The organism is Oceanobacillus sp. E9, assembly GCF_001741975.1.
Taxonomy (GTDB): domain Bacteria; phylum Bacillota; class Bacilli; order Bacillales; family Amphibacillaceae; genus Oceanobacillus; species Oceanobacillus kimchii.
This window is the reverse complement of sequence record NZ_LSNA01000001.1, coordinates 563,016-586,813: the sequence shown is the minus strand read 5'-3', so window position 1 is coordinate 586,813 and position 23,798 is coordinate 563,016. Positions and strand designations below refer to the sequence as shown.

At 37.6% G+C, this 23,798-nt stretch carries 20 protein-coding genes; 5 read left to right on the top strand and 15 right to left on the bottom strand.

The genetic code is table 11. The annotated features are described in order from the left end of the window. Positions 1-3: 3 nt before the first annotated feature. Both AQ616_RS02735 and AQ616_RS02730 read left to right on the top strand, forming a co-directional pair. Complete coding sequence (locus tag AQ616_RS02735; protein WP_017798689.1) at positions 4-744, top strand: SIS domain-containing protein; 741 nt, start codon at positions 4-6, stop codon at positions 742-744. Positions 745-1,231: 487 nt separating this feature from the next. Continuing rightward, positions 1,232-3,331, top strand: a complete 2,100-nt coding sequence (locus AQ616_RS02730; protein ID WP_069685012.1) for a glycoside hydrolase family 31 protein — start codon at positions 1,232-1,234, stop codon at positions 3,329-3,331. A 70-nt stretch (positions 3,332-3,401) separates the two neighbouring features. On the opposite strand, the gene AQ616_RS02725 is transcribed toward AQ616_RS02730, so the two are convergent. From AQ616_RS02725 to AQ616_RS02700, 6 genes are read right to left on the bottom strand one after another with little or no spacing between them, the layout of a single operon-like run. After that, the gene (locus AQ616_RS02725; RefSeq protein ID WP_017798686.1) at positions 3,402-4,220 is read right to left on the bottom strand and encodes a D-mannonate oxidoreductase; all 819 of its coding nucleotides are present in this window, start codon (positions 4,218-4,220) and stop codon (positions 3,402-3,404) included. Continuing rightward, complete coding sequence (uxuA, locus tag AQ616_RS02720) at positions 4,201-5,250, bottom strand: mannonate dehydratase (RefSeq protein WP_017798685.1); 1,050 nt, start codon at positions 5,248-5,250, stop codon at positions 4,201-4,203. Before uxuA ends, AQ616_RS02725 begins: the two co-directional genes overlap by 20 nt. Further along, a complete protein-coding gene (uxaC, locus tag AQ616_RS02715; protein WP_069685011.1) occupies positions 5,250-6,659 on the bottom strand; it encodes a glucuronate isomerase in 1,410 nt (469 codons plus the stop codon). The genes uxuA and uxaC overlap by 1 nt, the downstream gene beginning before the upstream one ends. A 27-nt stretch (positions 6,660-6,686) precedes the next feature. Further along, the gene (locus AQ616_RS02710; protein ID WP_069685010.1) at positions 6,687-7,982 is read right to left on the bottom strand and encodes a TRAP transporter large permease; all 1,296 of its coding nucleotides are present in this window, start codon (positions 7,980-7,982) and stop codon (positions 6,687-6,689) included. After that, complete coding sequence (locus tag AQ616_RS02705) at positions 7,982-8,470, bottom strand: TRAP transporter small permease (RefSeq protein ID WP_017798682.1); 489 nt, start codon at positions 8,468-8,470, stop codon at positions 7,982-7,984. The genes AQ616_RS02710 and AQ616_RS02705 overlap by 1 nt, the downstream gene beginning before the upstream one ends. Next, positions 8,463-9,470, bottom strand: a complete 1,008-nt coding sequence (locus AQ616_RS02700) for a TRAP transporter substrate-binding protein (RefSeq protein ID WP_069685009.1) — start codon at positions 9,468-9,470, stop codon at positions 8,463-8,465. Before AQ616_RS02700 ends, AQ616_RS02705 begins: the two co-directional genes overlap by 8 nt. Before the next feature lie 120 nt (positions 9,471-9,590). Here AQ616_RS02700 and AQ616_RS02695 point away from each other — a divergent pair, with 120 nt between their 5' ends. Beyond that, on the top strand, positions 9,591-10,541 hold the full coding sequence (locus tag AQ616_RS02695; protein WP_069685008.1) for a LacI family DNA-binding transcriptional regulator: 951 nt from the start codon (positions 9,591-9,593) through the stop codon (positions 10,539-10,541). Between the two features lie 399 nt (positions 10,542-10,940). On the opposite strand, the gene AQ616_RS02690 is transcribed toward AQ616_RS02695, so the two are convergent. After that, positions 10,941-12,662 (bottom strand): pyruvate oxidase, encoded by a 1,722-nt coding sequence (locus AQ616_RS02690; protein WP_069685007.1) that lies wholly within the window; start codon positions 12,660-12,662, stop codon positions 10,941-10,943. A 115-nt stretch (positions 12,663-12,777) separates the two neighbouring features. After that, positions 12,778-13,356 (bottom strand): TetR/AcrR family transcriptional regulator, encoded by a 579-nt coding sequence (locus tag AQ616_RS02685; protein ID WP_017798678.1) that lies wholly within the window; start codon positions 13,354-13,356, stop codon positions 12,778-12,780. Between the two features lie 165 nt (positions 13,357-13,521). Here AQ616_RS02685 and AQ616_RS02680 point away from each other — a divergent pair, with 165 nt between their 5' ends. After that, positions 13,522-14,154 (top strand): FMN-dependent NADH-azoreductase, encoded by a 633-nt coding sequence (locus AQ616_RS02680; RefSeq protein WP_069685006.1) that lies wholly within the window; start codon positions 13,522-13,524, stop codon positions 14,152-14,154. Between the two features lie 145 nt (positions 14,155-14,299). Here the strand turns inward: AQ616_RS02680 and AQ616_RS02675 are convergent, their stop codons facing one another. Next, positions 14,300-15,901 (bottom strand): FMN-binding glutamate synthase family protein, encoded by a 1,602-nt coding sequence (locus AQ616_RS02675; RefSeq protein ID WP_017798676.1) that lies wholly within the window; start codon positions 15,899-15,901, stop codon positions 14,300-14,302. A 131-nt stretch (positions 15,902-16,032) separates the two neighbouring features. Beyond that, positions 16,033-16,908: a LysR family transcriptional regulator gene (locus AQ616_RS02670; RefSeq protein ID WP_017798675.1), complete on the bottom strand. Its 876-nt coding sequence runs from the start codon at positions 16,906-16,908 to the stop codon at positions 16,033-16,035. 113 nt (positions 16,909-17,021) lie between these two features. Here AQ616_RS02670 and AQ616_RS02665 point away from each other — a divergent pair, with 113 nt between their 5' ends. Beyond that, complete coding sequence (locus AQ616_RS02665; RefSeq protein ID WP_017798674.1) at positions 17,022-18,044, top strand: YeiH family protein; 1,023 nt, start codon at positions 17,022-17,024, stop codon at positions 18,042-18,044. Positions 18,045-18,167: 123 nt separating this feature from the next. On the opposite strand, the gene AQ616_RS02660 is transcribed toward AQ616_RS02665, so the two are convergent. From AQ616_RS02660 to AQ616_RS02640, 5 genes are all read right to left on the bottom strand, one after another. After that, positions 18,168-19,475, bottom strand: a complete 1,308-nt coding sequence (locus AQ616_RS02660) for a TRAP transporter large permease (protein ID WP_017798673.1) — start codon at positions 19,473-19,475, stop codon at positions 18,168-18,170. Then, positions 19,466-19,972, bottom strand: coding sequence for a TRAP transporter small permease (locus AQ616_RS02655; RefSeq protein ID WP_069685005.1), 507 nt, complete (start codon positions 19,970-19,972; stop codon positions 19,466-19,468). Before AQ616_RS02655 ends, AQ616_RS02660 begins: the two co-directional genes overlap by 10 nt. A gap of 30 nt (positions 19,973-20,002) precedes the next feature. Then, positions 20,003-21,025, bottom strand: coding sequence for a TRAP transporter substrate-binding protein (locus AQ616_RS02650; RefSeq protein WP_017798671.1), 1,023 nt, complete (start codon positions 21,023-21,025; stop codon positions 20,003-20,005). Between the two features lie 322 nt (positions 21,026-21,347). Continuing rightward, the gene (locus AQ616_RS02645) at positions 21,348-22,541 is read right to left on the bottom strand and encodes a Gfo/Idh/MocA family protein (protein ID WP_069685004.1); all 1,194 of its coding nucleotides are present in this window, start codon (positions 22,539-22,541) and stop codon (positions 21,348-21,350) included. Further along, positions 22,538-23,629: a Gfo/Idh/MocA family protein gene (locus AQ616_RS02640; RefSeq protein ID WP_069685003.1), complete on the bottom strand. Its 1,092-nt coding sequence runs from the start codon at positions 23,627-23,629 to the stop codon at positions 22,538-22,540. The genes AQ616_RS02645 and AQ616_RS02640 overlap by 4 nt, the downstream gene beginning before the upstream one ends. Positions 23,630-23,798 lie beyond the last annotated feature (169 nt).

Here is a 23,798-nt window from a genome sequence, read left to right as displayed (position 1 = left end):
CGCATGACATATATGAAAGAGTACTATACAAAGATTATCGATTCAATGAATGACATTTTAGAAAAAGAAGACACAGAGATTGCACAAGCAGCAAAAAGCATGGCTGCAGCTGTGATGAATGGAAACTCCATTTATTTATTTGGAGCATCGCATGCGGGAATTATTGCTGAAGATGCATTTTATCGGGCAGGAGGATTTGCATTATTCAATCCGATTTTCAGTCCTAGCTTGATGCTGAATGTAGAGCCTATTACACAGACAAGTAAATTAGAACGTCTAGAAGGTTACGGAGATATTTTACTTGATTCCAAACCAGTGAAAAAAGGAGATGTCCTTTTTATCCACTCCGTTTCTGGGAGGAATGCCGTAGCGATTGATATGGCATTAGCCGCGAAAGAAAAAGGGATGGAAGTCATCTGCTTAACGAATCTAGATTATTCTAAGCAAGTTACCTCTCGTCACTCTTCAGGATATCGATTGTTTGAGGTAAGTAATATTGTTATCGATAATGGTGGAGAACCAGGAGATGCAGTCGTATCGATTGATTCGCTCACGCAGAAAGTAGCGCCGATTTCCACAATTGTAGGCAGTTATACAATCCATTCGATTGTGCTAAAGATGATAGAAATATTTGAAGAAGCGGGAAAAGACATTCCTATATTCAGAAGTGCAAACATTGATGGCGGAGACGACTATAATAATCAGTTATTTGAACATTACAAAGAACAAATTCATTATATGTGATGGAAAAAGTCAGGGCTGATAAGCTCTGACTTTTTTGTATATTCAAGAATATAACAATAATATTTTGGATGTGAGTGGATTTGTTTAGATGTTCATCTCTAACCGCCAATAAGATTAATTATTAAGAAATAGATAGACTTAAGAGTTCTAAAACGGCAATGAGATAAATTGGATGTGTATTGAACAATTACAAATGATTGCTAGAATGGGAGTATCATGATTTTGGTGGTGAAAGTATGGTGAAAACTCTAGTAAGAACTAAAAAAGGGGCGTATCGTTTAGCATTTGGTATTTTTGCAGGGGTGTTTGTAGTAGGCGTGATTAATAAAGTTATATCAATATGGTTTTAAATTTAGTGTTAAAAGCAGGAAATAAATACGATATTGTGTTTATTTTTTAGTATTACAAAAATTTCACCAAGTAGCTTTATTTTTTTAATAAAGTGTGGCATATTTGTAATAACAACGTTGTTATTGGAGTGAACAAAATGAATGAATTTCAAGTTATATCACATAAGTCCAATCAAGTTACTTTAACAAATCAATCGCATTCTATGTACGGTCACATTCGTATTTTAGAACCTTCGATTATGAACGTGAAATTGAGTGAAAAAGAAGAGATTGAACTCCCGACATGGACGGTTACACCAGGTGATACTGACCTTCCTTATCAAGGATTATCACGTCAATTTATGAAACCGTTCTCTTGTCCTAACTATGATTTTATTAATAATGAGAACACCATCGAAATAACAACATCGAAGCTAAAATTGATTATAGAGAAAAAAGGATTTTATCTGACGTGGTATCAACTAAAAGCAAACGGAGAGTTTGAAGAGGTACTCACTGATCGTCAAACACAAAGCTATAAACACCAGATAAGCTCGAATCACCCAACTTGTCATTATCTCCAACGTGATGAAGCAGAAATGTACTTCGGATTAGGAGAAAAAACGGGTAAAGTTAACAAGCACGGACGACGATTTAGAATGATGAATATTGATGCAATGGGGTATAATGCTGAAACAACGGATCCTCTATATAAGCATATTCCTTTCTATATCACGTATAAGCCAGACATCGAGCAATCGATTGGAATATTTTATGATGATTATCAAGATTCAGCATTTGATTTTGGACAGGAATTAGATAATTATCATGGAGCATATAGATATTATGAAACAAAAAGTGATTTCTTAGATTATTATGTGATTGGAGGTCCTAAAATAAAGGATGTAACAAAACAATTTAGTTGGTTAACAGGTAGACCAACTAAAATGCCTCAATGGGGTATTTCCTATTCTGGGTCAACAATGCAATATACGGATCTACCTAACTCACAAAAGTTACTAGAAGATTTTCTTAACCAATGTAATCAACATGATATAGCGGTACGATCTTTCCACCTTTCATCAGGATATACTTCTATTAAGGATAAACGTTATGTGTTTAACTGGAATTATGATAAGTTTCCAAATCCAAAAGAATTTGGTAAAAGTTTCGTAGATCAAGGCGTACAAATTGTCGCAAATATTAAGCCTTCATTAATGGTAAATCACCCATTATTAGAAGAAGTAATGGAATTTAATGGATTTATTAATGATGAGGCAGGAGAACCATTATTGGTTCAGTTTTGGGATGATCAAGGATATTATCTTGATTTCACAAATCCTCAAACGATTACATGGTGGAAAGAGCAGATCAAGACGAAATTATTAGAGAATCATATAAATTGTACCTGGAATGACAATAATGAATTCGAAATTTGGGATAGTAATGCGCAAGTACATGGCTTCGGTAATGGAGGAAATTTCAATGACTATAAATCTATTATGCCATTATTAATGATGAAGGCATCTAGAGAGATTCAAATGGATTATCACCAAGAAAGATTTCCATATGTTATAAGTCGTTCTGGTTGTGCAGGTATGAGTAAGTATGTGCAAACGTGGACAGGTGATAACAGAACAAGTTGGCATACGCTCAAATTTAACAATCAAATGGCGATCGGACTAAGCTTATCCGGAGTGTATAATTTTGGACATGATATTGGTGGTTTCTCTGGAGATAAGCCAGATCCAGAATTATTTTTACGTTGGGTACAATGTGGCGCCTTTTATCCGAGATTTTCCATCCACTCATGGAATGAAGATGGATCTGTCAATGAAGCTTGGATGCATCCGGAAGTGCTAGAAGAAGTTAAGGGTGCCATGCATTTACATGAGCGGTTTGTTCCATATATTCAATATCTTGTGGGACAGGCACATGAAGCATATGAGCCAATTATTCGTCCTACCTTCTATGAATTCGAACATGATGAACATACATTTCGAGATGGTGATGATTTCTTGCTTGGTGATAGATTATTAGTTTGTCCGATTATAGAACAAGGCCAAACGAAGAGAGAGGTATATTTACCAAATAACGAAGAAGGATGGATTAACTTCCATAATCGTAAAGAATACGAAGGCGGAAGAACAATAACTGTAGATGTTGCATTGGACCATATTCCTTTGTTTGTGAAAAAAGGAACTTCTATCCCAATGTATGACGATGATCTGAAAGTAGTTGAAGATAAACGATTTTAATAGATAGAGTAAAAGCCGAACTATTATCGGGGAAGTATTCCCGTTTTAGCTCGGCTTTCCTTATTTACGATTAAACTCCGGAGTAGGAAGAGAATCCTCCATCGACAGGAATGACGACTCCCGTCACAAATTTACTTGCCTCATAATCCAATAACCAAAATAGCGTTCCAATTAAGTCTTCTGGGTCCCCAAAGCGATTCATCGGTGTTTGCCCAAGTATTTTATTCGCTCTGTTTGAATAGGAACCATCTTGATTTCGGAGCAATGCCTTATTTTGCGATGTTTCAAAAAAACCAGGTGCTATGGCGTTTACTCGTACTTTCCCTTCGAAGTACGTACTGAGCCATTGTGTAAAATTACTAATTGCTGCTTTGGCTCCACTATATGCAGGAATTTTTGTGAGTGGCTGAAATGCATTCATGGAAGAGATATTAATAATTGTATTCCCTTCACCTTCCGTTAAATCTTGGCCAAACACTTGGATGGGAAGAAAGCTACCAGTATAGTTGAGTCGAAATACACTTTCTACACCTTCTTCACTAAGTCCGAATAAGTTTTTCTCTGTATTTGGATTATAATGTTCATCATCGGTCGTTGCATCAGGATGATTTCCTCCTGCGCAATTAATGAGTGCATGGATGTTACCAAACCGTTCATTAAAGTGTTGTTTAGCATGAATAAGAGATGCTTTATCCAGTACATCAGCCACTAGAGCAATGCTTTTTTCAGGATGATCAGTTTCTTCAATTACTTTCTGTAGCTTCCCTTCGTTGCGACCAAGTAATCCAACGTTCGCTCCTGCGCTGACTAAAGCTTTTACAAACGTACTACCAATTACCCCACTTGCACCAGTAACAATAACATTAAGATTATGAAATTGTTGAGTCATTTGTCTCCACTCCTTCAATAAGACCGTTAATGTATGTTGCACCTAGTGCACGGTCAAATAATCCGTAGCCAGCTTTTCCAGTCTCTCCCCAAATCATTCTCCCGTGATCTGGACGAATCGTCCCTTTATAATCAATGGCTTTTAATGCACGAACCACTTCTTTCATATTTACCGATCCATATTTCGATAGATGACCGCTCTCAACAAAAGAATGATTATCCAGTCGTTTTATGTTTCGCATATGCACAAAGTGGATGTGATCGCCAAACTCCTTGATGATTTCCGGGAGATCATTTTCTTCTAGGCATCCTAAGGAACCCGTACAAAAACAAATACCATTATTTTTGGAGGAGTTAATTGAGATTAAGCGTTGATAGCTTTCTTTTGTTTTAATAATTCTCGGTATTCCAAAGATGGACCATGGTGGATCATCTGGATGAATCGTAAGGTCAATATCGTGTTCAATAGCTACAGGTAAAACTTCATTTAGGAAGTATTCTAGATTTCTCCATAGGTCCTCTTCGTCAATTTGACGATATTTCTCGATTAAGGCAGCCATTTCCTCTTTCGTGTAACTCTCATCCCAACCCGGAAGATTAAGGTTTGTGGTTACAGGGTCGATGTCTTTTACAAAATCATTATCATACATCAGCGTTTTTGAACCATCTTCTAATTCATAATCCAAGTTGGATCGAGTCCAATCAAATACAGGCATAAAGTTATAACAAACTGTTTTGATGCCGGAATTACCAAGGTTTCTTAACGATTCTTTATAATTTTCTATTAAACTATCTCGATTAGCCTCACCTAGTTTAATAGACTCATGAACTGGAAGACTCTCAATAACGGATAATGTAAGTCCTTCTTGTTCAATGGATGACTTTAATGAATTAATTTTATCCTTCGTCCAAACTTCACCAACTGGAACATCGTAAATTGCGGATACAATATTTTTCATGTCAGGTATCTGTTTAATCTGTTTTAAAGTAACTGGGTCAGTATTTCCATACCATCGAAAAGATAATTGCATTATTTTACCTCCTTCATATTTTCAATACGGAATAATCGTGTAGCGTTATTAAAGCAGATATCTTTTAGAATATCGGTTAATAATTCCATATCATCTTCAATTTCTCCCTTTTCTACTAAATCTCCTACTAACTGGCATAAGATTCTTCGGAAATACTCGTGTCGAGAGTATGATAATAAACTTCTTGAGTCGGTTAACATTCCGACAAACTCAGATAATAAACCTACATTAGCGTAGTCGATTAGATGTTGAATCATTCCATCTTTTGTGTCGTTATACCACCATGCAGCACCTAATTGGACTTTAGCTTCCTTGGAAGTAAAGTTTCCTGCGGTAGCCTGAACCATCAGATGATCATTTGCATTGTGAGGATAAATAATCGTATCCGGAAGTACATGATGGCTATTTAAGTGATCTAGAAAAAGGTTTAGATCTCTAGCACTTAAAGGGTCTCCAATACTGTCAAATCCAGCATCTTTTCCAATAGCTTGATGTTGAATAGAGTTATTATTTCGTAATGGGCCAAGATGTAATTGCATCACCCATCCATAATGTTTATACGACTTTGCTAATGTTGTTAGCAAATAGCCTGATAGTTGTCTTAATATATAAGGATCTAATGAAGCGCCGTCCTTTAATTGTTGGAAATAGGCTTGTACATCTTCTTTTTCTAATCCGGTTAGTACAACTTCGGAAAAACTTTGGTCAGCGCTTCTTGCTCCGTGTTGATGAAAATATCGTACTCGTTCTCCTAGCGCTTCAATGTAATCATCAAACGAGTGAATATCAGCAGCGGTTGCTTCTTCTAGACGATGGATAGCTTGATGAATCGTATCGTGATTAAGGTTAATATAATAGTCTGGTCTAAATGTTGGTCTTATTTCAATATCAAATGATGTATCTTCTGCTAATCGTTGGTGATATACTAAGTCATCACACGGATCATCGGTCGTACATACGACTTTTACATTACTTTTTTTCAAAAGATTACGTGGCTTGTGGGACTCTTTTTGTAATTGTGCATTTAAATCATTATATAGCTGTAGTGTTTCAGTATGCTGAACAGCTTTGTAATGGTCAAAATATCTCGCTAGTTCGATATAACACCAATGATACATTGGGTTCATTATGGTTTTTGGTAGCATCTCTATAAATGCTTTAAATTTGTCAAAGTCATTTGCGTTACCAGTAATAAGAGATTCATCTATTCCATTCACGCGCATCAATCGCCATTTATAATGGTCGTGCCTTAACCATAGCTGTGTTATTGTCTCGAAGTTTTTATTTTCATAGATTTCCTTTGGACTAAGATGGCAATGGAAATCGTAAATGGGAACCTCTTTAATAGAGTCATAAAGTTGTTTTGATTTTTGATTTGTTAGTAAAAAGTCGTTGTTGATTAAAACCATATAAACATTCCTCCATCAATCATTACTTTATAGTCCAAATAAATTTGGTAAAAATAGTGATATCTGTGGGATAAAAGTGATCACCAATAACATAATGATAAGCGCTATGAAATATGGTACAAGGGTACGAATCACGCTCTCAATTTTTACATTGGCTACACTAGCTCCTACAAATAATGCACTCCCTACTGGCGGAGTTATATTTCCGATACATAGGTTAAATGCAATGACAATTCCGAAATGAACAGGGTCTAACCCTACAGAAGTCGCAATTGGTAAAAATATCGGTGTAAATATTAATACTGCCGGTGTAATATCCATAAATGTACCGATTACGAGTAAAATAATATTCATAAGCAGTAATAAAAGAATTGGATTTTCTGTTAATGACAGAATTCCATTCGATATCGCTTCTGGTAATCCTGTATAGCTCATTACTAAAGAGAATAGAGCAGAAGCGGTAATTAAAAGTAATATCATCCCAGTGATTTCAACAGTTTCTTTTAATATATTCGGAATGTCTTTTAATTTAAAGCTTTTATAGATTAAAGAAAGTACTAATGCATATAATACTGCAATTGCAGCACCTTCAGTTGCGGTAAATACCCCTGCAACAATACCTCCAATAACGATGATAACTAAAAATAAACTAGGAATAGCATCAAGAATTAGAAATAAGCGATCTTTCCAGCCTATTTTCTCTGATACTGAATAACCTTCTTTTTTTGCCAGTATATAGGCAACAATCATACAAGTAGTTCCCCATAATATCCCGGGAATATAACCAGCCATAAATAAGGCTGCAATCGATGTCCCACCACTTACTAGTGAGTAGACAATAAGCATGGAACTCGGGGGAATTAATAACCCGGCTGGTGCTGATGCGATATTGGCAGCAGCGGAATATTCTTTTCGATAACCTTGTTTTTGTTGTAAGGGAGTCATAATTCTTCCCATTGCGGCGGCTGCGGCTACACTAGAACCCGAAATAGATCCAAATAACATATTTCCAACAATATTCGTATGAGCAAGTGATCCAGGCATTCTCCCCACTAATACTTTTGCAAAATTAACTAATCGAAAAGCAATCCCGCCATTATTCATTAATATACCTGCTAATACAAATAAAGGAATTGCTAACATGGTAAAGTTATCAATACCTGTGACCATGCGTTGTGCAGCAGTAATAATGGTTACATCAAACGGTAAAATTAATAGCAATGTTAGGATAGAGCTAATAATAATAGATATCGCAATCGGAATGCTGAAAAATAGCAAAATGAAAAAAGATAGAAATAATACTATTCCTGCAATGATAGTCATTATGCATCACTCCCTTTCTCTGTGATGGATAACTTCACTGTTGTGAAATTATATAGTGCATAAAAAGTAATAAATAAACCAGAAATAGGAAGTGCGCCGTACATAAATGCCATTGATATCCCAGTAGATGGCGCTACCTGTGTCAAGGTAAGGTTTACTACTTGAATACCACCCCAGATCATAAGTACAAGAGCGATCAGAAGTAAGATAATGTTAGATATTCGTAGAATCATTATCTGTCCTTTGATAGAAAGCTTGTCTCGAAAGAAAACAATAGCAATGTGCTTTTGCTGACCGAATACATAGGCAGCACTTGTTAGAGAGAACCATATGAGCAACATTCGGATAATTTCTTCACTTACGGTACTAGGTGTACTTAAAATATATCTGGCAACAACTTGCCAAATAGATAAAATGGACATCACACTAATTAAGATTCCAGTGATAATGAGAAGGGTCTTATCAATAATTTTTTTTGCATTATTCATCTTGCCCCTCCTCCATAATCAGGTTATATTGTTCCCTTGTTGCTTCATTCTTTTGAAATGATTCTTGCAAGGGTTTTACGGATTCCATAAATGAACTCTTATCCACTTCATAAAACGTAACTCCCATCTCTTCCTCCGCAATTTCTTTCGATTCTTTCATTTTTTGATCCCAACGTGGCTCGTGTAATGCAGTAGACTCTTCCGCAGCCTCTTTAATCCATGTTTGTTCTTCTTCTGACAATTCGTTATAGGTATCGACATTCATAATTAAGATATCAGGTACCATAGCATGTTCTGTGTAAAAGTAATGTTTCGCAACTTCTCCATGCTTATTGTCTGTGAGAGCGGATTCATTATTTTCAGCTGCATCAATAATTCCGGACTGTAAAGCCGTGTACACTTCACCGAAAGACATTGGAGTTGGTGTACCTCCCAATGACTCAATAAGCTGTACACTCGTTTTGCTTGGCTGCACACGTGTCTTTAATCCATGCATGTCGTCATTTGTTTTGATAATACGATCCTTGGTGTACATATTACGAACTCCAGCATCATAATAAGTAATGCCGATAAAACCGTTATCTGCGGTTGTATTGTAAAATGCTTCTTGAATTACAGGTTTTTTCATGATCTCACGATATTTTTCTTGGGATTCAAATAGATAAGGCATACTAAACAAAGAATAGGACTCTGAGAAACCTTCTAATGCACTCGCAGAGACTTTTGTAAATTGTACTGCATTGGTTTGCGTCATTTCGATTACTTCTCGCTCACTACCGAGCTGCCCATTCGCATATATCTTAAGTTCTAACTTGCCATTTGATTTTTCTTCTAACAATTCTTTAAAGTCAACCAATGATTCATGAATTGGATGAGTTGTAGGCTGGTTATGACCTAAAACCATTTCTTTGGGCTGAGCAGCACTACTAGAATTACTAGACGAAGTGCACCCTACCAACAAAGTTAAAACGCTTACAAACAACAATAAAAAAATACGCATGTTTAGCCTCCTTGCTGATAACAACGTTGTTATTTTTGGTTGGAAATATTCATAACAATTAATTATTATGATATAATTATCTAGCAGATAAATCAATAGATAATTTTAAGGAGTTTAAAAATGGCCGTAACATTAAAGGATATAGCGATAGAATGTGGAGTGAGCTATTCTACGGTGAGTAAGGCTCTCAAAGACTCCCCACTTGTGACTGAAGCAACGAAAAGAAAGATTAAAGAAAAAGCAGAAGAAATGAATTATATTCCAAATAATTCTGCAAGATCTTTAGTCTCCAATAAAAGTAATACCATTGGTTTAATATGGCCAGCAGTAGATAGAGTAGCCGTTACCACACTGGCTTCACAAATAAATGAGGCAGTAAAAAAAGCGGGTTATTTTATGGTGGTATCTATCGATGATCCAATAACTGCTGCTGGGAAATTTTTGGAATTGCGATTTGATGGAGTGATCGTTTTTGATGAAGGGGAAGAAACGAGGCTGCCTGCTAAAATAACAAATAATATTCCTGTAGTTGCGTACGGTGTAGAACGAGAATTAGATTATCCAATCATTAATGTTAATCACGATAAATCTATGCAACTAGCGGTAGATACCCTAATGGATAAAGGGCATAGTGAAATAGATTATATCGGTGACCTCGAAACGAAGGATATCCGACAGATTATAAAGAAAGAAACATTTATTCATTATTGTGAAGAAAAGAAAGTCAACTATCAACTAATCGATTCAGAAGGGTTGTCCGAAGAGGTAACAAGTAACTCGTTAAGAAAATATCTCGCGAATAATACGCTTAAAAGAGGAATTGTATGTGGTAGTTATGATATTACAATGGGTTTACTACACCATATTGATAAACAAGCGGAAAAGCCGATGATTGTTTCCTACGATAATATTAAAAAATTTGATGCTATTGATACGCCAGTATATACAGTTGGAGTACCTTCTGAAAAAATCGCAGAGAGTTTAGTCCAAATGCTTATTAAACATATAGAAGCAGAGGACATCGAAGAAGAACAAATTATTCAATTATATCCGGAGGTTACTTATCCCTAGGATTAGAGGTTTTGAGTAGCTTACATAAAAAAGATGATGTTTTGGTGGAATAAAGAAAAGTTTAAGTAGAGAATCAAGGATGTTTTAGTAAAAAGACCGGTTCTAAAACCCAAAGTGAGTTTAGAAACCGGGAAAAGTGGTGAAAAGAATGGTTCTAAAATCCAAAAAAGCTTGAGAACCGCGAAAAAATAGTCAATAGAGCGCTTCTAAAAACCAGAATAGCAGACATTTTAGTCAATAGAGTGGTTCTAATCACCAATATAGGCGAAAGTTGAGGTAGTTTTAGTTAATAGTGCGGTTCTAAAAAACCAGAATGGTAGAAAAATAATCCGTTTTGGTTAATAGATTATAAACAACAAAAAAGAAGCAAACTGACTGCCAGTTTGCTTCTATGCTATATTATATCCGTTTCAATCCTTTTCGAATTGGCGGAACTTCTAATTTTCCTTTTTTAAATAGCTTTTTTATTGTTTGTTTTGAGTAGCTGGTCACTTGTTCGTACGAAAGCTTTCCTGGGATTGGCGGTTCATCTTCAATACATACATCTACAATAACGGGCTTATTGAAGGATGCTGCTGCTCGTATAGAAGGGCCAAGGTCCTCGAATTTCTCTACACGATAACCTTTTCCGCCGCAGTTTTCTGCAAATTGGGCGAAGTTAAAGCTCTCGAGATTGGTTTTATAATCAAGGTTTCCTTTTGCTTCTTGTTCGTACTTAATCATGCCGATGCGTTCGTTATTGAAGATAATCACTGTCATCGGTAAATTGTATTTAATCGCAGTGAGGAAGTCTTGCATATTCATGGAGAATCCCCCATCGCCACATAATGCAATTGCCTGGCGTTCGGGGTATGCCATTTTACTTGCAATAGCCCCTGGTAATCCGCATCCCATAGTGGCAAGCCAACTGGATGTAAGGAATTTCTGTGTTGTTTTCATACGAAAGTGTCTGGCTGCCCAAACTGTCACATTACCTACGTCTACAGATAGTACAGCGTCATCTTCTGCGATTTTTTGTACTTCAGCAATGATTTGTTGTGGTTTAATCGGTGTAGACGTTGGTTGTTCATCTTCTTCCATCTCTTTCCACCATTTCGCCATTTTCTCTTGACTATCTTCTAAGAAATCACGATTTTCCGAGCGTGTAATTCGTTCGTTTAACCAGGTTAATGCTTTTTGTGCGTCGCCAGCAATACCGACGTTTACGGGATATCTTTTTCCGATTTGTAGCGGGTCATTGTCAATCTGGATGCATGTTACTCCCTCTGGTAAAAACTCTACATATGGGTAAGACGTTCCGATGAGAATAAGCAAGTCGGTATCGTCCATTGCTTCATATGCTGGCTTAGTTCCAATCATCCCGAGGTTGCCTAAGCAGTTCGGATGATTATCGTCTATTACGCCTTTTGCTGGTAGGGAAACAACAACTGGGGCAGCAATCTTATCAGAAAACTGTTCAAGTTCTTGCTTCGCCCCTTTTGTACCAGTTCCAGCTAAAATAATTGGCTTCTTTGCTTTGGAAATGAGTTCTAGTGCTTTTTCCATTTCCGTGGAGCTTGGTACTTGTTCGGATTCTTCGTATATCGCTGCGTTCTTTTGTACTTGTTTCTTGATTTTTGCAGCTGGAATATCATCTGGTATGGTTAAAACGGCTGGTCCCTTTTCTGCATAGGCAGTGCGGACGGCTTGATTTACAAGTGCTGGCAATTGCTCTTCTGACACCACTTGTTCGTTATATACTGCGACATCATTAAACATTTGTTGCATATTGATTTCTTGGAATGTGTCCGTTCCGATCTGGTCAGTTGGCACTTGTCCTGCAAGTACTAATACTGGTGCGCTATCCTCTTTTGCATCGTAAAGTCCGTTAAGTAAGTGAATCGCACCAGGTCCTGCGATTGATAGACATACGCCAATCTTTCCAGTGAGTTTAGCGTAAGAAGCAGCTGCAAGTGCTCCAGCCTCTTCGTGGCGTACTTGGATAAATTTCATTTTATCTTTTTCTTTACGTAACTCTTCCATCAGTTGGTTAATCGAATCTCCTGGCATCCCATAAATATGGTCGACACCCCATTCGGATAATAAATCTACTAGTACTTTTCCTGCACGATCTTCAAACATATACATGGCTCCTTTATAGGTTGCTTGTTTGTTTTGTATTAATCGTTATTCCACAAAACGACGGATATCAAACTATTATTAAGAAAAGAGCGTTAGTATGCTTTGCAGGTGGAGGTTAACTATCGAACGTCTCATCCTTTACCAATTGCTTCATAGAGAAACTTGCATATTCAAAATATTCCTCAGGGGACTGATCGCTATTTTGTTTCCAGTCAATCGAAGCTGCATAAATCATCCAACTCAACATGGTCGATAGCATTCTTAATTTTTCTTTACTTATATCTGGATACTTTTTTAATAGGGACTGAGAGATAATCGTTTCAAGCTCTTTTTTTAACAGAGATTCAATATTCATGGTCATATCGTCATAGCTTCGTTTACAGCGATCAGATAAATTAGCATGATAGTTTGTTATTGATAAAAACGCGCTTCGCAGCATTTGTTCATTGAAATCTGTATTGTTCGAAAGTTCTTGTAGAACACTTTTCACTAAATTTTCTCGTGTTACGGTTTCAAGTAAATCATATTTATCATAAAAATGGTGATAAAAGGTAGCTCGATTAATCATGGCTCCTGTTGTGATATCACTTATTTTTATACTTTTGAAATCCTTTTTTTCTAAAAGGTCGATAAAGGAATCAATAATAAATTTTCTTGTGCGAATTAAACGCAGGTCTTTGTTCTCCTTAACCATAGAGTATCTCCAATCTAATATTTTTAGACATTTTATATAAATTGTATCTTATGCGACAAAATGACGTTTTTGTTGCTGGGATTATGCATCCATTGCATCTATAATCTAATTATACAACAACTGTTGCATATGCGATAGATGTTACTATAACTAGGAGGATGTTAAATGAATATATTAGTAGTAAAATCCAATAATCGACCAGATGGTGTATCAAGTAAAATGTATGATACATTTATGGATGCAATTAAAGAAGAAAATCATTTGGATGTAGCGGTGTATGATGTTTTTAAAGAAGATATGCCATATTTCGGTCAGGATTATTTCAATGCCTTAATCAAATTACAAAGTGGCGAAAAATTATCTGAAATAGAACAGCGTATTTTAGATGCAAAACAAAAAGCGAAAGATCTGTTTGCCGCGGCTGATCTGGTCGTCTTCGCGTTTCCATTGTGGAATTTAACGATTCCTGCCAAGCTTCAAACCTTTGTTGATTATATTGATGAAGCTGGCTATACCTTTAAATATAGTGAAAATGGTACACCAGTATATTTGATGCCAGACAAAAAAATCATTTTTCTTAATGCACGTGGTGGGGATTACTCTTTACCAGAAATGCAAAAAATGGAACACGCTGTTAATTATATGCGCGATATCTTTGTTGGAATGTTTGGTATGAACGTTACGGATGAGATCATTATTGAAGGGCATAATGCGATGCCTGATAAAGCCGAGGAAATTATTAAAAATGGAAATCGTAAAGTAGCTGAAACAGCAAGAAAATTAATGCAAAAGGTATAAATAAGAGAAAAGCGATAAAAGAATATAAAATGCATGTTGTTGACTGGAAGAGAGACGAAATTAATAGAGACTCCATTCCAGTCAACATTGCTTTATTAATTAGCTTAATGAGCATCCTGTTTGTCGTCATTCCATAAAAAACGCATTAAGGTGTTGATGCGGATTTTTGCATGGTATACCATTCTTCTAAATTTTTCACACGATGATGTTCATCTATATACGAAATGTGTTCATGATTAAAGCCTGTTGGACTGGTTAGCCCTGCTGCTGCAGAAATACGAAACAGGCTCTCGCGAAGGGTCACAAGGTAATTTAGTGCACGATATTGTTTTTCATCAATGACGAGTGCTTCTTGCAGTTTCGCATCAGTCGTTGCGACGCCGACAGGGCAACGATTCGTATGACAAATCTGTGCCATAATGCATCCTACTGATATCATAAATGCGCGTGCAATATTGACTAGATCAGCGCCCATCGCTAAAACCACTGCGATGCGATCTGCGGTAAAAAGTTTTCCGGAGGCAATAATCTTTGTACGGTCACGAATCCCATATTTTTTCAATGTTTGATCCACGATCATCACTGCTGATTTTACTGGTAATCCAACACGGTCTGCGAGTTCTTGAAAGGAAGCACCAGTGCCTCCTTCTGAACCGTCAATGGTTATAAAATCAGGTCCTATTCCTGATTCTTTCATATAAGATGCAATTTCTTCAAAGGAATCCGAACTTCCGAGAACAACCTTTATTCCAACAGGTAACCCGGTATGATTGCGTATTTTTTCGATAAACGAAAACATGGTCGGTACATCATCAAATTCATTGAATCGATTCGGACTGTTAATTTCTTTGTATGGTTCGACGTTACGAATATTTGCAATCTCTTCTGTGACTTTCTCTGCGTCCACATGTCCGCCACGTGTTTTCGCTCCTTGGGCAAGTTTGAGTTCAAATGCCTTCACCTGTGGTATCGCTGCTTTCTTTTTCAAAAGATCCCAGCTAAACTCTCCATTTTTAGAACGCACACCGAATAGACCAGGTCCAATTTGCGCGATAATATCGGTGTCCCCTTTTAGATGATAATCGGATAAGCCGCCTTCACCTGTATTCATCCACGCTCCGCCAGCCATGCCAATTCCTTTCGATAGTGCTGTAATCGCATGTTCTCCGAGGGAACCATAGCTCATTGCGGACATGCCTACCAAACTTTTTACACGGAAGGGAGCACGAGAAGAAGGGCCAATCACCACTGTATTTTTATCGGTAAGTAACCACGGTTTTATAGGTTTATCTTGTAGTTCTTCCTTCCGGCTGAGAAGGTTATCCTCTTGAATCTCGTAAACTTTTGAATGAATCTCTTTGTCGTTATCTACTTCAAGTTCACTCTGTTGCTTTGGAAACATGGCATTTTTTACATAGAAGTCAGCCTTTTCAAAGTCACGAATCGAACCGAATCCGAGCATATTCTTTTGATATTTTGCAGGCATGACAATATCTTGATAGTCCTTACGTGAAAAAGGCTTTCCAGATCTATCATCATCAAATAAATACTGCCGGAGCTCTGGACCGGTTTTTTCAAAAATATAGCGTAGTTTTCCAAGTATCGGAAAGTTACGTAAAATTGCATGCTGATCTTGTTTCCGGTCTTTTCCATATATATATCCAAACATAAGTAGTGGAATGATAATGATGGCAATAACAAGCAAACATGTTGCTAACAAAATGATATTTGTAGCAGAAAACTCCATGAAATACATCCCCTTTTAGGTAATTTAGTATCACTCCGCTGAATGAAGTTACTTTCTCTCTGTTATGTAATTACCCGGTTTGAAAAGGATTACACATGGAGGCCCCGGTCATAGAGAAAAGTATTCCACTATTATTCCTCTCCATTTGTTAATGTATCGATTAATAATTGTGTATTTCGGTTTAGTTGCGATCCTTTCGTTAAGACATAGGAAAAATCTCGTTTTTCATATAGAGATTCAATCGGAACCATCTTTAGCCTCCCATGAGCTAATTCTTCTTTGATAGTTGCTTCAGATAATAGAGCTAAACCTAATCCATTGGTAACACTATTCTTTATCCCTTGTGTCGAACTAATAACCAAAGTTGATTTGACTTGAATTCCATTGGATTGAATGAGGTGATCAAAGTATTGTCGTGTACCAGAACCTTCTTCTCTTATAACCCATTTATGATGATGTAAATCCGCTAAGGTTTTAAAATTTGTCTCATATTCGGGGGAGCAGACAATGACGAGTCGATCTTCTTTAAAAGCAGATTGTAACACGTCTTTCGTGTAGTTAGATCCTTCCACCAGTCCGATGTCCACCTCAAGTCTGCGAACAGAATCAATGATCTTTTCCGTGTTGCCAATCGTCACATAAAAGTCTAACTGCTCGTATTGATTCTGCAATGACGCCATCACTTCTGGAAGGAGGTATTCACCAATGGTAAAACTAGCCCCTACTCGAATAAGACCAGAAGCGGTTTGTTTCTTTTGATAAAGATGTTCTTGGAGCTGTTGATATTGACTCCATATCTTCAATGCATGTTCATAAAACAACTCCCCTTCAGGTGTAAGATGAACACGCTTCGTCGTACGTTGGATGAACGATGTTGCAAACTTGTTCTCTAAATTTTTTATATGAACACTAACCGTTGGTTGAGACAATGCGCGTTTTGTTGCTGTCCGTGTAAAATTCTTTTCGCGTGCGAGAACAATAAAGGTCTCTAGTTCTTCCATATGCATGGTTACATTCCTCGTTTATTAAGTTTATTAATAAATACTATTATATATATTTATTTCAAAAATAAAAGATGCCAGTCTATACTGTTTATAGACAGAGAAGGAGGCACAACAAGATGCAGCAATTACATCCAGATAACAAGACACGGTCCTTTTATACAGGAATATGTATTACTCTTATAATTGCCTTGATGGGAGCGTTGCTCGGTAAGATTCCTTACCTCGATATTGTGGGACAACTTGTTCTAGCGATTATTATAGGAATGGTATGGGGACACACCATTGGTTTGAAAAATTCACATCGATCTGGCGTACAGTTTTCCAGTAAAAAGTTGTTAAGGATAGGGATTATTCTATTAGGATTGCGGCTGAATCTATCAGACATGTATGATGCGGGTCTACACGCTTTCCTATATGCCGGATTGCTATTAACGATTGCATTGGTGACCGTCTATAGCTTGGCGAGGTTGTTTCATGTTAATAAGACATTAAGTATATTGACGGCTTGTGGAACGGCAATATGTGGAGCTGCTGCGATTGTTGCTATTGCCCCTTTAGTAAAAGCGAAAGAAAGCACGACAGCAGTCAGTGTCGCTGTTATTGCTGTACTTGGGACGATGTTTACACTTATTTATACATTGATGTACCCTTTCTTACCATTTACCGATTATCAGTACGGTATTTTTTCGGGAGGGACGTTGCATGAAATTGCTCATGCAGTAGCTGCTTCGACTGCTGGGGGAGAAGAAGCGGAGAATATTGCTATTGTGGTAAAACTAACTAGAGTTGCCTTACTTGTTCCCGTAGCTATATTGATCGGTATCTATGTAAAGAAAAGAGAACCCCAAAACGATAAGCAAGGTTATTCCTTAAAAACGCTCCCTATACCATGGTTTATATTCGGTTTTCTTGCCATGAGTGCGATTAATACAATTGGATTCTTACCTGAAAGTGTCGTGAACTTGCTGATTGCAGCAGCATATCTGCTTTTAAGTATGGCAATGGCTGGTTTAGGCTTAAATGTGGAGTTCTCTGTATTTAAGAAGTTCGGTTTGCATGTCTTCTTGGCAGCATTACTAGGAACATTGGTTTTAATCGGATGCGGATTTGGTTTCATATACTTGATGGGCTTAGGCTAGGACTGAAGTTAGTTTAGTAGAAACGAGTGCTGAAGTGATGTGTATCTAAAAAATCACCGATTTACGTTTATATTCGTAACTCGGTGATTTTTTCCTGCAAGATTCTTATTGATGAAGATTTACTTAATCCAATAATCCAAATAACCTCGGTAAGAATAAGCTGATTTCTGGAATAAACGCAACTAACAATAGTGCTACAATTAATGGGATATAGAAGATCAGTAGCTTCGGTATAATTTTTTCTATAGGTACACCACTGACACTACTTCCGATAAATAACACAGTTCCAATTGGCGGAGTTGTCACACCAATAGCAAGGGCTACTGCCATAATCATTCCAAAATGAACAGGATCGATACCCATTTGCGTTGCTACAGGGAAGAATATCGGTGTAAAAATTAATAGAGCTGGTGCAATATCCATAAATGTTCCAACTACTAGTAAAATGACTAACATGATTAATAATAGAATTACTGTATTATTTGTAATACTTAATAGACTGCTCGTAATAGCCTGTGGTATACCTGCGTATGCAAGCACCCATGACATCGCGGTAGATGCTCCTATTAATAACATGATAATACCAGAATAAATCGTCGTTTCTCTAAGTATTTTAGGGATATCGGTTAGTTTTAACTGACGGTAAATGACGCTAAGAATAGCGGCATATAGCACAGCCACTGCTGCTCCTTCCGTCGCTGTGAAAATCCCTCCGGCAATTCCACCTATGACAATAATAATTAATAATAAGCTAGGGATTGCTTGTATAATTACTTTGAATGATTCGCCACCACTGATTGGCTTTGAAACAGGGTATTTGGCTTTTTTAGCTAATATATAAGCGACAATCATCATTAGCGCAATCATCAATAGACCTGGCAAATATCCTGCGATAAATAAAGCGCCAATCGATGTTCCGCCGGTTAATAGAGAATAAATAATTGGCATCCCGCTTGGAGGGATAATTAATCCTGTCGGTGCAGAAGCAATATTTACAGCTGCTGCATACGAAGGGTCATATCCTGCTTTTTTCTCTTGAGGGTGCATAATCCGTCCCATCGTTGCTGCTGCGGCAATTGCTGAACCAGATATCGCACCAAATAATGTATTTCCGATAATATTCGTATGTGCGAGTGAACCGGACATTCTTCCACCAATTAACTTCGCTAAATTAATCAGCCGATCGGCAATCCCGCCATTGTTCATAATACTTCCAGCCAACATAAAGAAAACAAGCGCTAATAACACCGTACTATCTAGACCGGTAATAATTTGTTGGGACACCGCTAATAAGGATGGTGTCATTGGCAATAGAATTAAAATAGAAACAAAAGAAGAAATAGTGATACTTACGGCGATCGGTACGCCAATAAATAAGAGTAAGAAAAACGATCCAAATAATATAATGGCTGTCCAGACGGTTACATCCATGTATTCTCACCCTTTTCAAATGAATTGGAGCGATCGATGCCCTGGCGTTCCGAAATATGGATGATTTGATAGAAAATGATGATGACCCCACAAATTGGAAGAACACCATATACTAATCCCATTGGCATATTCAAAATCGGTGACAGTTCCGCCATCGTTGCTTGTGCAATATTAAAACCACCAATCACCATCACAAATAGTGCAAATACAATGACGAGCATATCAATGAACCAACGTAAGATTTTATGAGCTTGACCAGTTATCTTATCTCTTAAAAAGGTAAGAGATAAATGTTCATCTTGACCAAATGCATAAGCAGCACCAATTACTGCTACCCAGATTAACGAAAATCGTAACACTTCCTGAGTGACAATACTAGGGTCTTGCAATACGAATCTTGTGAACACTTGCCATATTGCTGCGACTACTAAAAATAAGATTAAGATGCTGGTAATGGTTAACAGTCCTAAATCAATCCAGCGTTTTACTTTCTTCACTTGAACTCCTCCAAACTTTCATTACTTCCGTTACTCTATTGCTTCTATTTCTTTAAGCAATGCGTCAATCGCATGATTTGCTTCTCGTTGTTCTTTTAACAGTGGTTCTACTAATGCTCGGAATGGTGCTTGATCAGGATTGGAAAATTCTACACCCATTTCTTCTTCTGCTTGGGCCATACTGTCTTCAATCATCTGATCCCATCTTTCATTATGTGCTTCTGTACTCTCCTGACCAGCTTCGACTAAAGCCTGTTGTTCGGTCGCATCTAATTTATTCCATGCTGCGTCACTCATAATCAGGAAATCTGGTATTCTAGTATGTTCATCAAACGAAAATTGTTTCGCAACTTCACCATGATTAGCATCCGTTAATGCAATCGGGCTACTTTCCGCGCCATCGATAATCCCTTGTTGCAAGCTCGTATATATTTCTGTTGCGCCCATTGGTGTTGGCGAAGCACCAAGCAACTCGACCATATCGATGGCAGTTACATTGTTCATTACTCTAATTTTAAGTCCTCTCAAGTCTTCAGGCGTTTCAATCTTCGTGTCTGCAGTATAGAAACTTCGTGCACCAGCATCATAAAATGTGATTCCACGTAATTGTACTTCTTCTAGATCTTCATACATTTGGCTCACTGTATCCGTTTCCATAAATTGACGAAAATGTGCATCATCTCGAAAGACATAAGGGAGGCTAAAAACAGAAAATGTCTCATCAAATTGAGATATCACTCCACCATTTACTTTGGTCATATCGATGACGCCATTTTGTACAAGTTCCATCACTTTTGTCTCTTCTCCTAGAACTCCATCTGTATAGATTTTGATGTTTACCGATCCATTTGTTTTCTTCTCTACTTTTTCTGCTAACTCTTCTAAACTTTGATATACAGGGCTTGCTTCATTATGAATATGAGCTAGTGTCAACGTTGTTGTTTGTTCTTGACCAGATGCTACATTTTCTGTAGCGGAACAAGCATTTAGAAAGAAGAATGCTAACAGCAACGTACTAATCAGTAAACCTCTTTTTATTGAGTAAAGTTTCATGTACAAACTCCTTCCATCATTGTAAATCACAGTGCGTAAACGTCCGTAAGAAGAACGTAAAGAAGAGGGCTAACAGACATTAACACCCGGATAAATTTCGATATCTATCCAAGAGATATTCATTCCAAATATTTTATGGATAGATTGGGTAGTATTTTCAGATAATCATATTTTAAGCGCTTTCAAAAATGGTGTCTTATTAATATAAGAATTACTATCTCAATTTCAGAAATAAAGAAAAACGGACAAAAGCGGGAATTGGATGTAAAAATGTCCAAACTACTTGTTATGTATAGTCCGGATATTTTTAATCGTGTTTTTGCTATTCGTATGGATAGCTATTTTCGGGAATTTGAATCGTTGTTGGTTGCTGCGACCAAAGAATGTTCATTTCACTTGGGAGCTTATACGCATCGTAACAAGATAAAAAGTTTTCTTCTAATTGGTGCACGTATGTTTGTTGTGTATGAGCATCTTGTTTTATGATTGACGCAGGAAAATGTGGGACTTTCGAAATTGATCGATGTATGTATTCAATACTAATTAAATGTGAATATGCAGCTTCTATACTACAAGGGATGGAGGTTTCTTCGTTTAACACAGCTTGAATACACACATCTAGCTTCTGAGAATGTGCAGCCTCAGGATCTCCGTAACTTTTCGTTGCTCCATCTTTAAACACAGCTTGCATATTGCCTCCTGCTTCATAGGTAATCGTGGCGTGTTCACATTCTAAAGTAACATTGGGACCAATTGTAGAATCGACCGCATGAGAAACGAGGTATACCAATTCTACAGACTGTTCAGTGTTCGCTCGTAACGCACATGTATCAAAAGTTTCGATAGGATTCGCTTTGTATAACTCTACTTTTAAACTTTCAATTTTCGCACTTTGTTCGGTTGTATCTCCTAATACATAAAGGAGATGGTGAAGGAAGTGGGATGCTGCGTTATTAGCGATGCTATCGTATATAGCTTCCCCGTTTGGGCCGAGGCGTTTGCCTGCCCAATTGGAGCGCTGGAAGTACTGTTTATTTCGAGGCCATAGCACGAGACTTTTCCCACGTAATGGCTTTCCGAACCGTCCTTCTTGTATGTCCTTTTTTAATTGCTGTACAGGCGTGCTGAACGACCAATTAAACCCAACAGCTAAAAAGCGTCCGGTTTTATCTCTTGTTTCGCGCATTTGATTGGCTTCTTCTAATGATCCAGCAATTGGTTTCTCACAAAGAACATTACTGCCATTTTCCATTGCAGTAATCGATTGTCGTGCATGTAAATGAATAGGACTAGAAATAATCGCTAAGTCCGCAGAAGCTTGTTTGTAAAATTCATCAAGGGATAAATAACAAGGAATTCCTAGTGCTTCTAGTTTAGAAAAATAGGTACTGCGTTCAGGCTGTATATCTACGACACCCTTAACCCAAGCCAGGTATCCTCTTTCTTCTAAAGCTTGTAAGTAAATTTCGCCATATCCGGCGATGCCGACTAAGACAATATCACATGTTTGTTTCAACGAATGCCACCTTCTTTCTTCTGTGTATCTGCACGGTGTTGTGCTAACAGGCAAAGCTCGGCTGCTTTAAATGCATGTTCTTGCGGCATTGCGGTGGAAGTGTTCTCTAGAATATCATGTGCCAATCGATAAAAGTAAGGGTAACCAACTTTTCCTCTGACGTCGTATAGCCTTTCTCCACCATGATTGACCAAATATAAACGCTCACCATCTGAGTTACTCGTAATGTCGACGTATTTTCGTAATTCAATGTAACCGTCTGTGCCTAAGATAGTGGTACGTCCATCTCCCCAATTACTTAATCCGTCTGGCGTGAACCAGTCGACACGGAAATAATGCATGGCACCATTATCTCCAATTAAATGAACATCACCATAATCTTCAAATTCTGGATGCTCTGGGTGGGCAAAGTTCCGAACTGTGCTGCTTTGGATGGTTGCGTCTTTTGCATGGGTGAACCAGAGAAATTGTTCTATTTGATGACTTCCGATATCACTTATGATTCCTCCATAATATGCTTTTTGAAAGAACCACTCTGGTCTGTTTGTTATGTTTAAACGATGGGGTCCTAACCCAAGGACTTGGATGACATCACCAATTGCACCTTGTTCCAGTAATTGTTCTGCAAAACCACTGCATTCGACTTGCAATCGTTCACTATAAAACACAGCCCATGTTAGACCAGTTTCGTTCACCTTTTCTCTCGCTGCATGTAGTTGCTCAAGAGTTGTAAATGGGGTTTTCGCTGAAAAGAAATGCTTTCCTGCATCAAGTACATGTAGACCAATGTGACCACGCTCAGAAGGGATGGCAGCACAGGCGACCATTTGAATCCCTTGATCTTGTAAGATTTCGTTTAGAGAAGAAGCTGTCTTCGCTTCGGGAAATTCTTCTTGAAAAGCCGCTATTTTATTTGGGTCTTTATCCCATACCCAGCTAATCACTGCACCTGCTTTCTTCATACCTTTACACATACTATAGATGTGGCCATGTTCCAATCCACAAGCAGCGATAAACAATGTATTTGGTTTAACGAGATTTTCCTGATGATGAATCGGTTCAAAGTCAGTATGATGCGTTGACTCCATCGTATGAAACCCTCCTTTAAAAATATTGGGTTAAAGTTTACCTTGAATCGGATTTGAAAAACTCGCTTCAGAAATATACTCCGCTTATCCAGAGGCGGCTGGTGAGCCTCCGGATGCTTATGCATCGGGGGTCTACCTATGCCTCACTCCCACAGGACAAGGAAGACCT

Bases quoted from the DNA above. Each gene is read 5' to 3' on its own strand.
- AQ616_RS02735 (WP_017798689.1), top strand. From the start codon at position 4: ATGACATATATGAAAGAGTACTATACAAAGATTATCGATTCAATGAAT.
- AQ616_RS02730 (WP_069685012.1), top strand. From the start codon at position 1,232: ATGAATGAATTTCAAGTTATATCACATAAGTCCAATCAAGTTACTTTA.
- AQ616_RS02725 (WP_017798686.1), bottom strand. From the start codon at position 4,220: ATGACTCAACAATTTCATAATCTTAATGTTATTGTTACTGGTGCAAGT.
- uxuA (WP_017798685.1), bottom strand. From the start codon at position 5,250: ATGCAATTATCTTTTCGATGGTATGGAAATACTGACCCAGTTACTTTA.
- uxaC (WP_069685011.1), bottom strand. From the start codon at position 6,659: ATGGTTTTAATCAACAACGACTTTTTACTAACAAATCAAAAATCAAAA.
- AQ616_RS02710 (WP_069685010.1), bottom strand. From the start codon at position 7,982: ATGACTATCATTGCAGGAATAGTATTATTTCTATCTTTTTTCATTTTG.
- AQ616_RS02705 (WP_017798682.1), bottom strand. From the start codon at position 8,470: ATGAATAATGCAAAAAAAATTATTGATAAGACCCTTCTCATTATCACT.
- AQ616_RS02700 (WP_069685009.1), bottom strand. From the start codon at position 9,470: ATGCGTATTTTTTTATTGTTGTTTGTAAGCGTTTTAACTTTGTTGGTA.
- AQ616_RS02695 (WP_069685008.1), top strand. From the start codon at position 9,591: ATGGCCGTAACATTAAAGGATATAGCGATAGAATGTGGAGTGAGCTAT.
- AQ616_RS02690 (WP_069685007.1), bottom strand. From the start codon at position 12,662: ATGTTTGAAGATCGTGCAGGAAAAGTACTAGTAGATTTATTATCCGAA.
- AQ616_RS02685 (WP_017798678.1), bottom strand. From the start codon at position 13,356: ATGGTTAAGGAGAACAAAGACCTGCGTTTAATTCGCACAAGAAAATTT.
- AQ616_RS02680 (WP_069685006.1), top strand. From the start codon at position 13,522: ATGAATATATTAGTAGTAAAATCCAATAATCGACCAGATGGTGTATCA.
- AQ616_RS02675 (WP_017798676.1), bottom strand. From the start codon at position 15,901: ATGGAGTTTTCTGCTACAAATATCATTTTGTTAGCAACATGTTTGCTT.
- AQ616_RS02670 (WP_017798675.1), bottom strand. From the start codon at position 16,908: ATGCATATGGAAGAACTAGAGACCTTTATTGTTCTCGCACGCGAAAAG.
- AQ616_RS02665 (WP_017798674.1), top strand. From the start codon at position 17,022: ATGCAGCAATTACATCCAGATAACAAGACACGGTCCTTTTATACAGGA.
- AQ616_RS02660 (WP_017798673.1), bottom strand. From the start codon at position 19,475: ATGGATGTAACCGTCTGGACAGCCATTATATTATTTGGATCGTTTTTC.
- AQ616_RS02650 (WP_017798671.1), bottom strand. From the start codon at position 21,025: ATGAAACTTTACTCAATAAAAAGAGGTTTACTGATTAGTACGTTGCTG.
- AQ616_RS02640 (WP_069685003.1), bottom strand. From the start codon at position 23,629: ATGGAGTCAACGCATCATACTGACTTTGAACCGATTCATCATCAGGAA.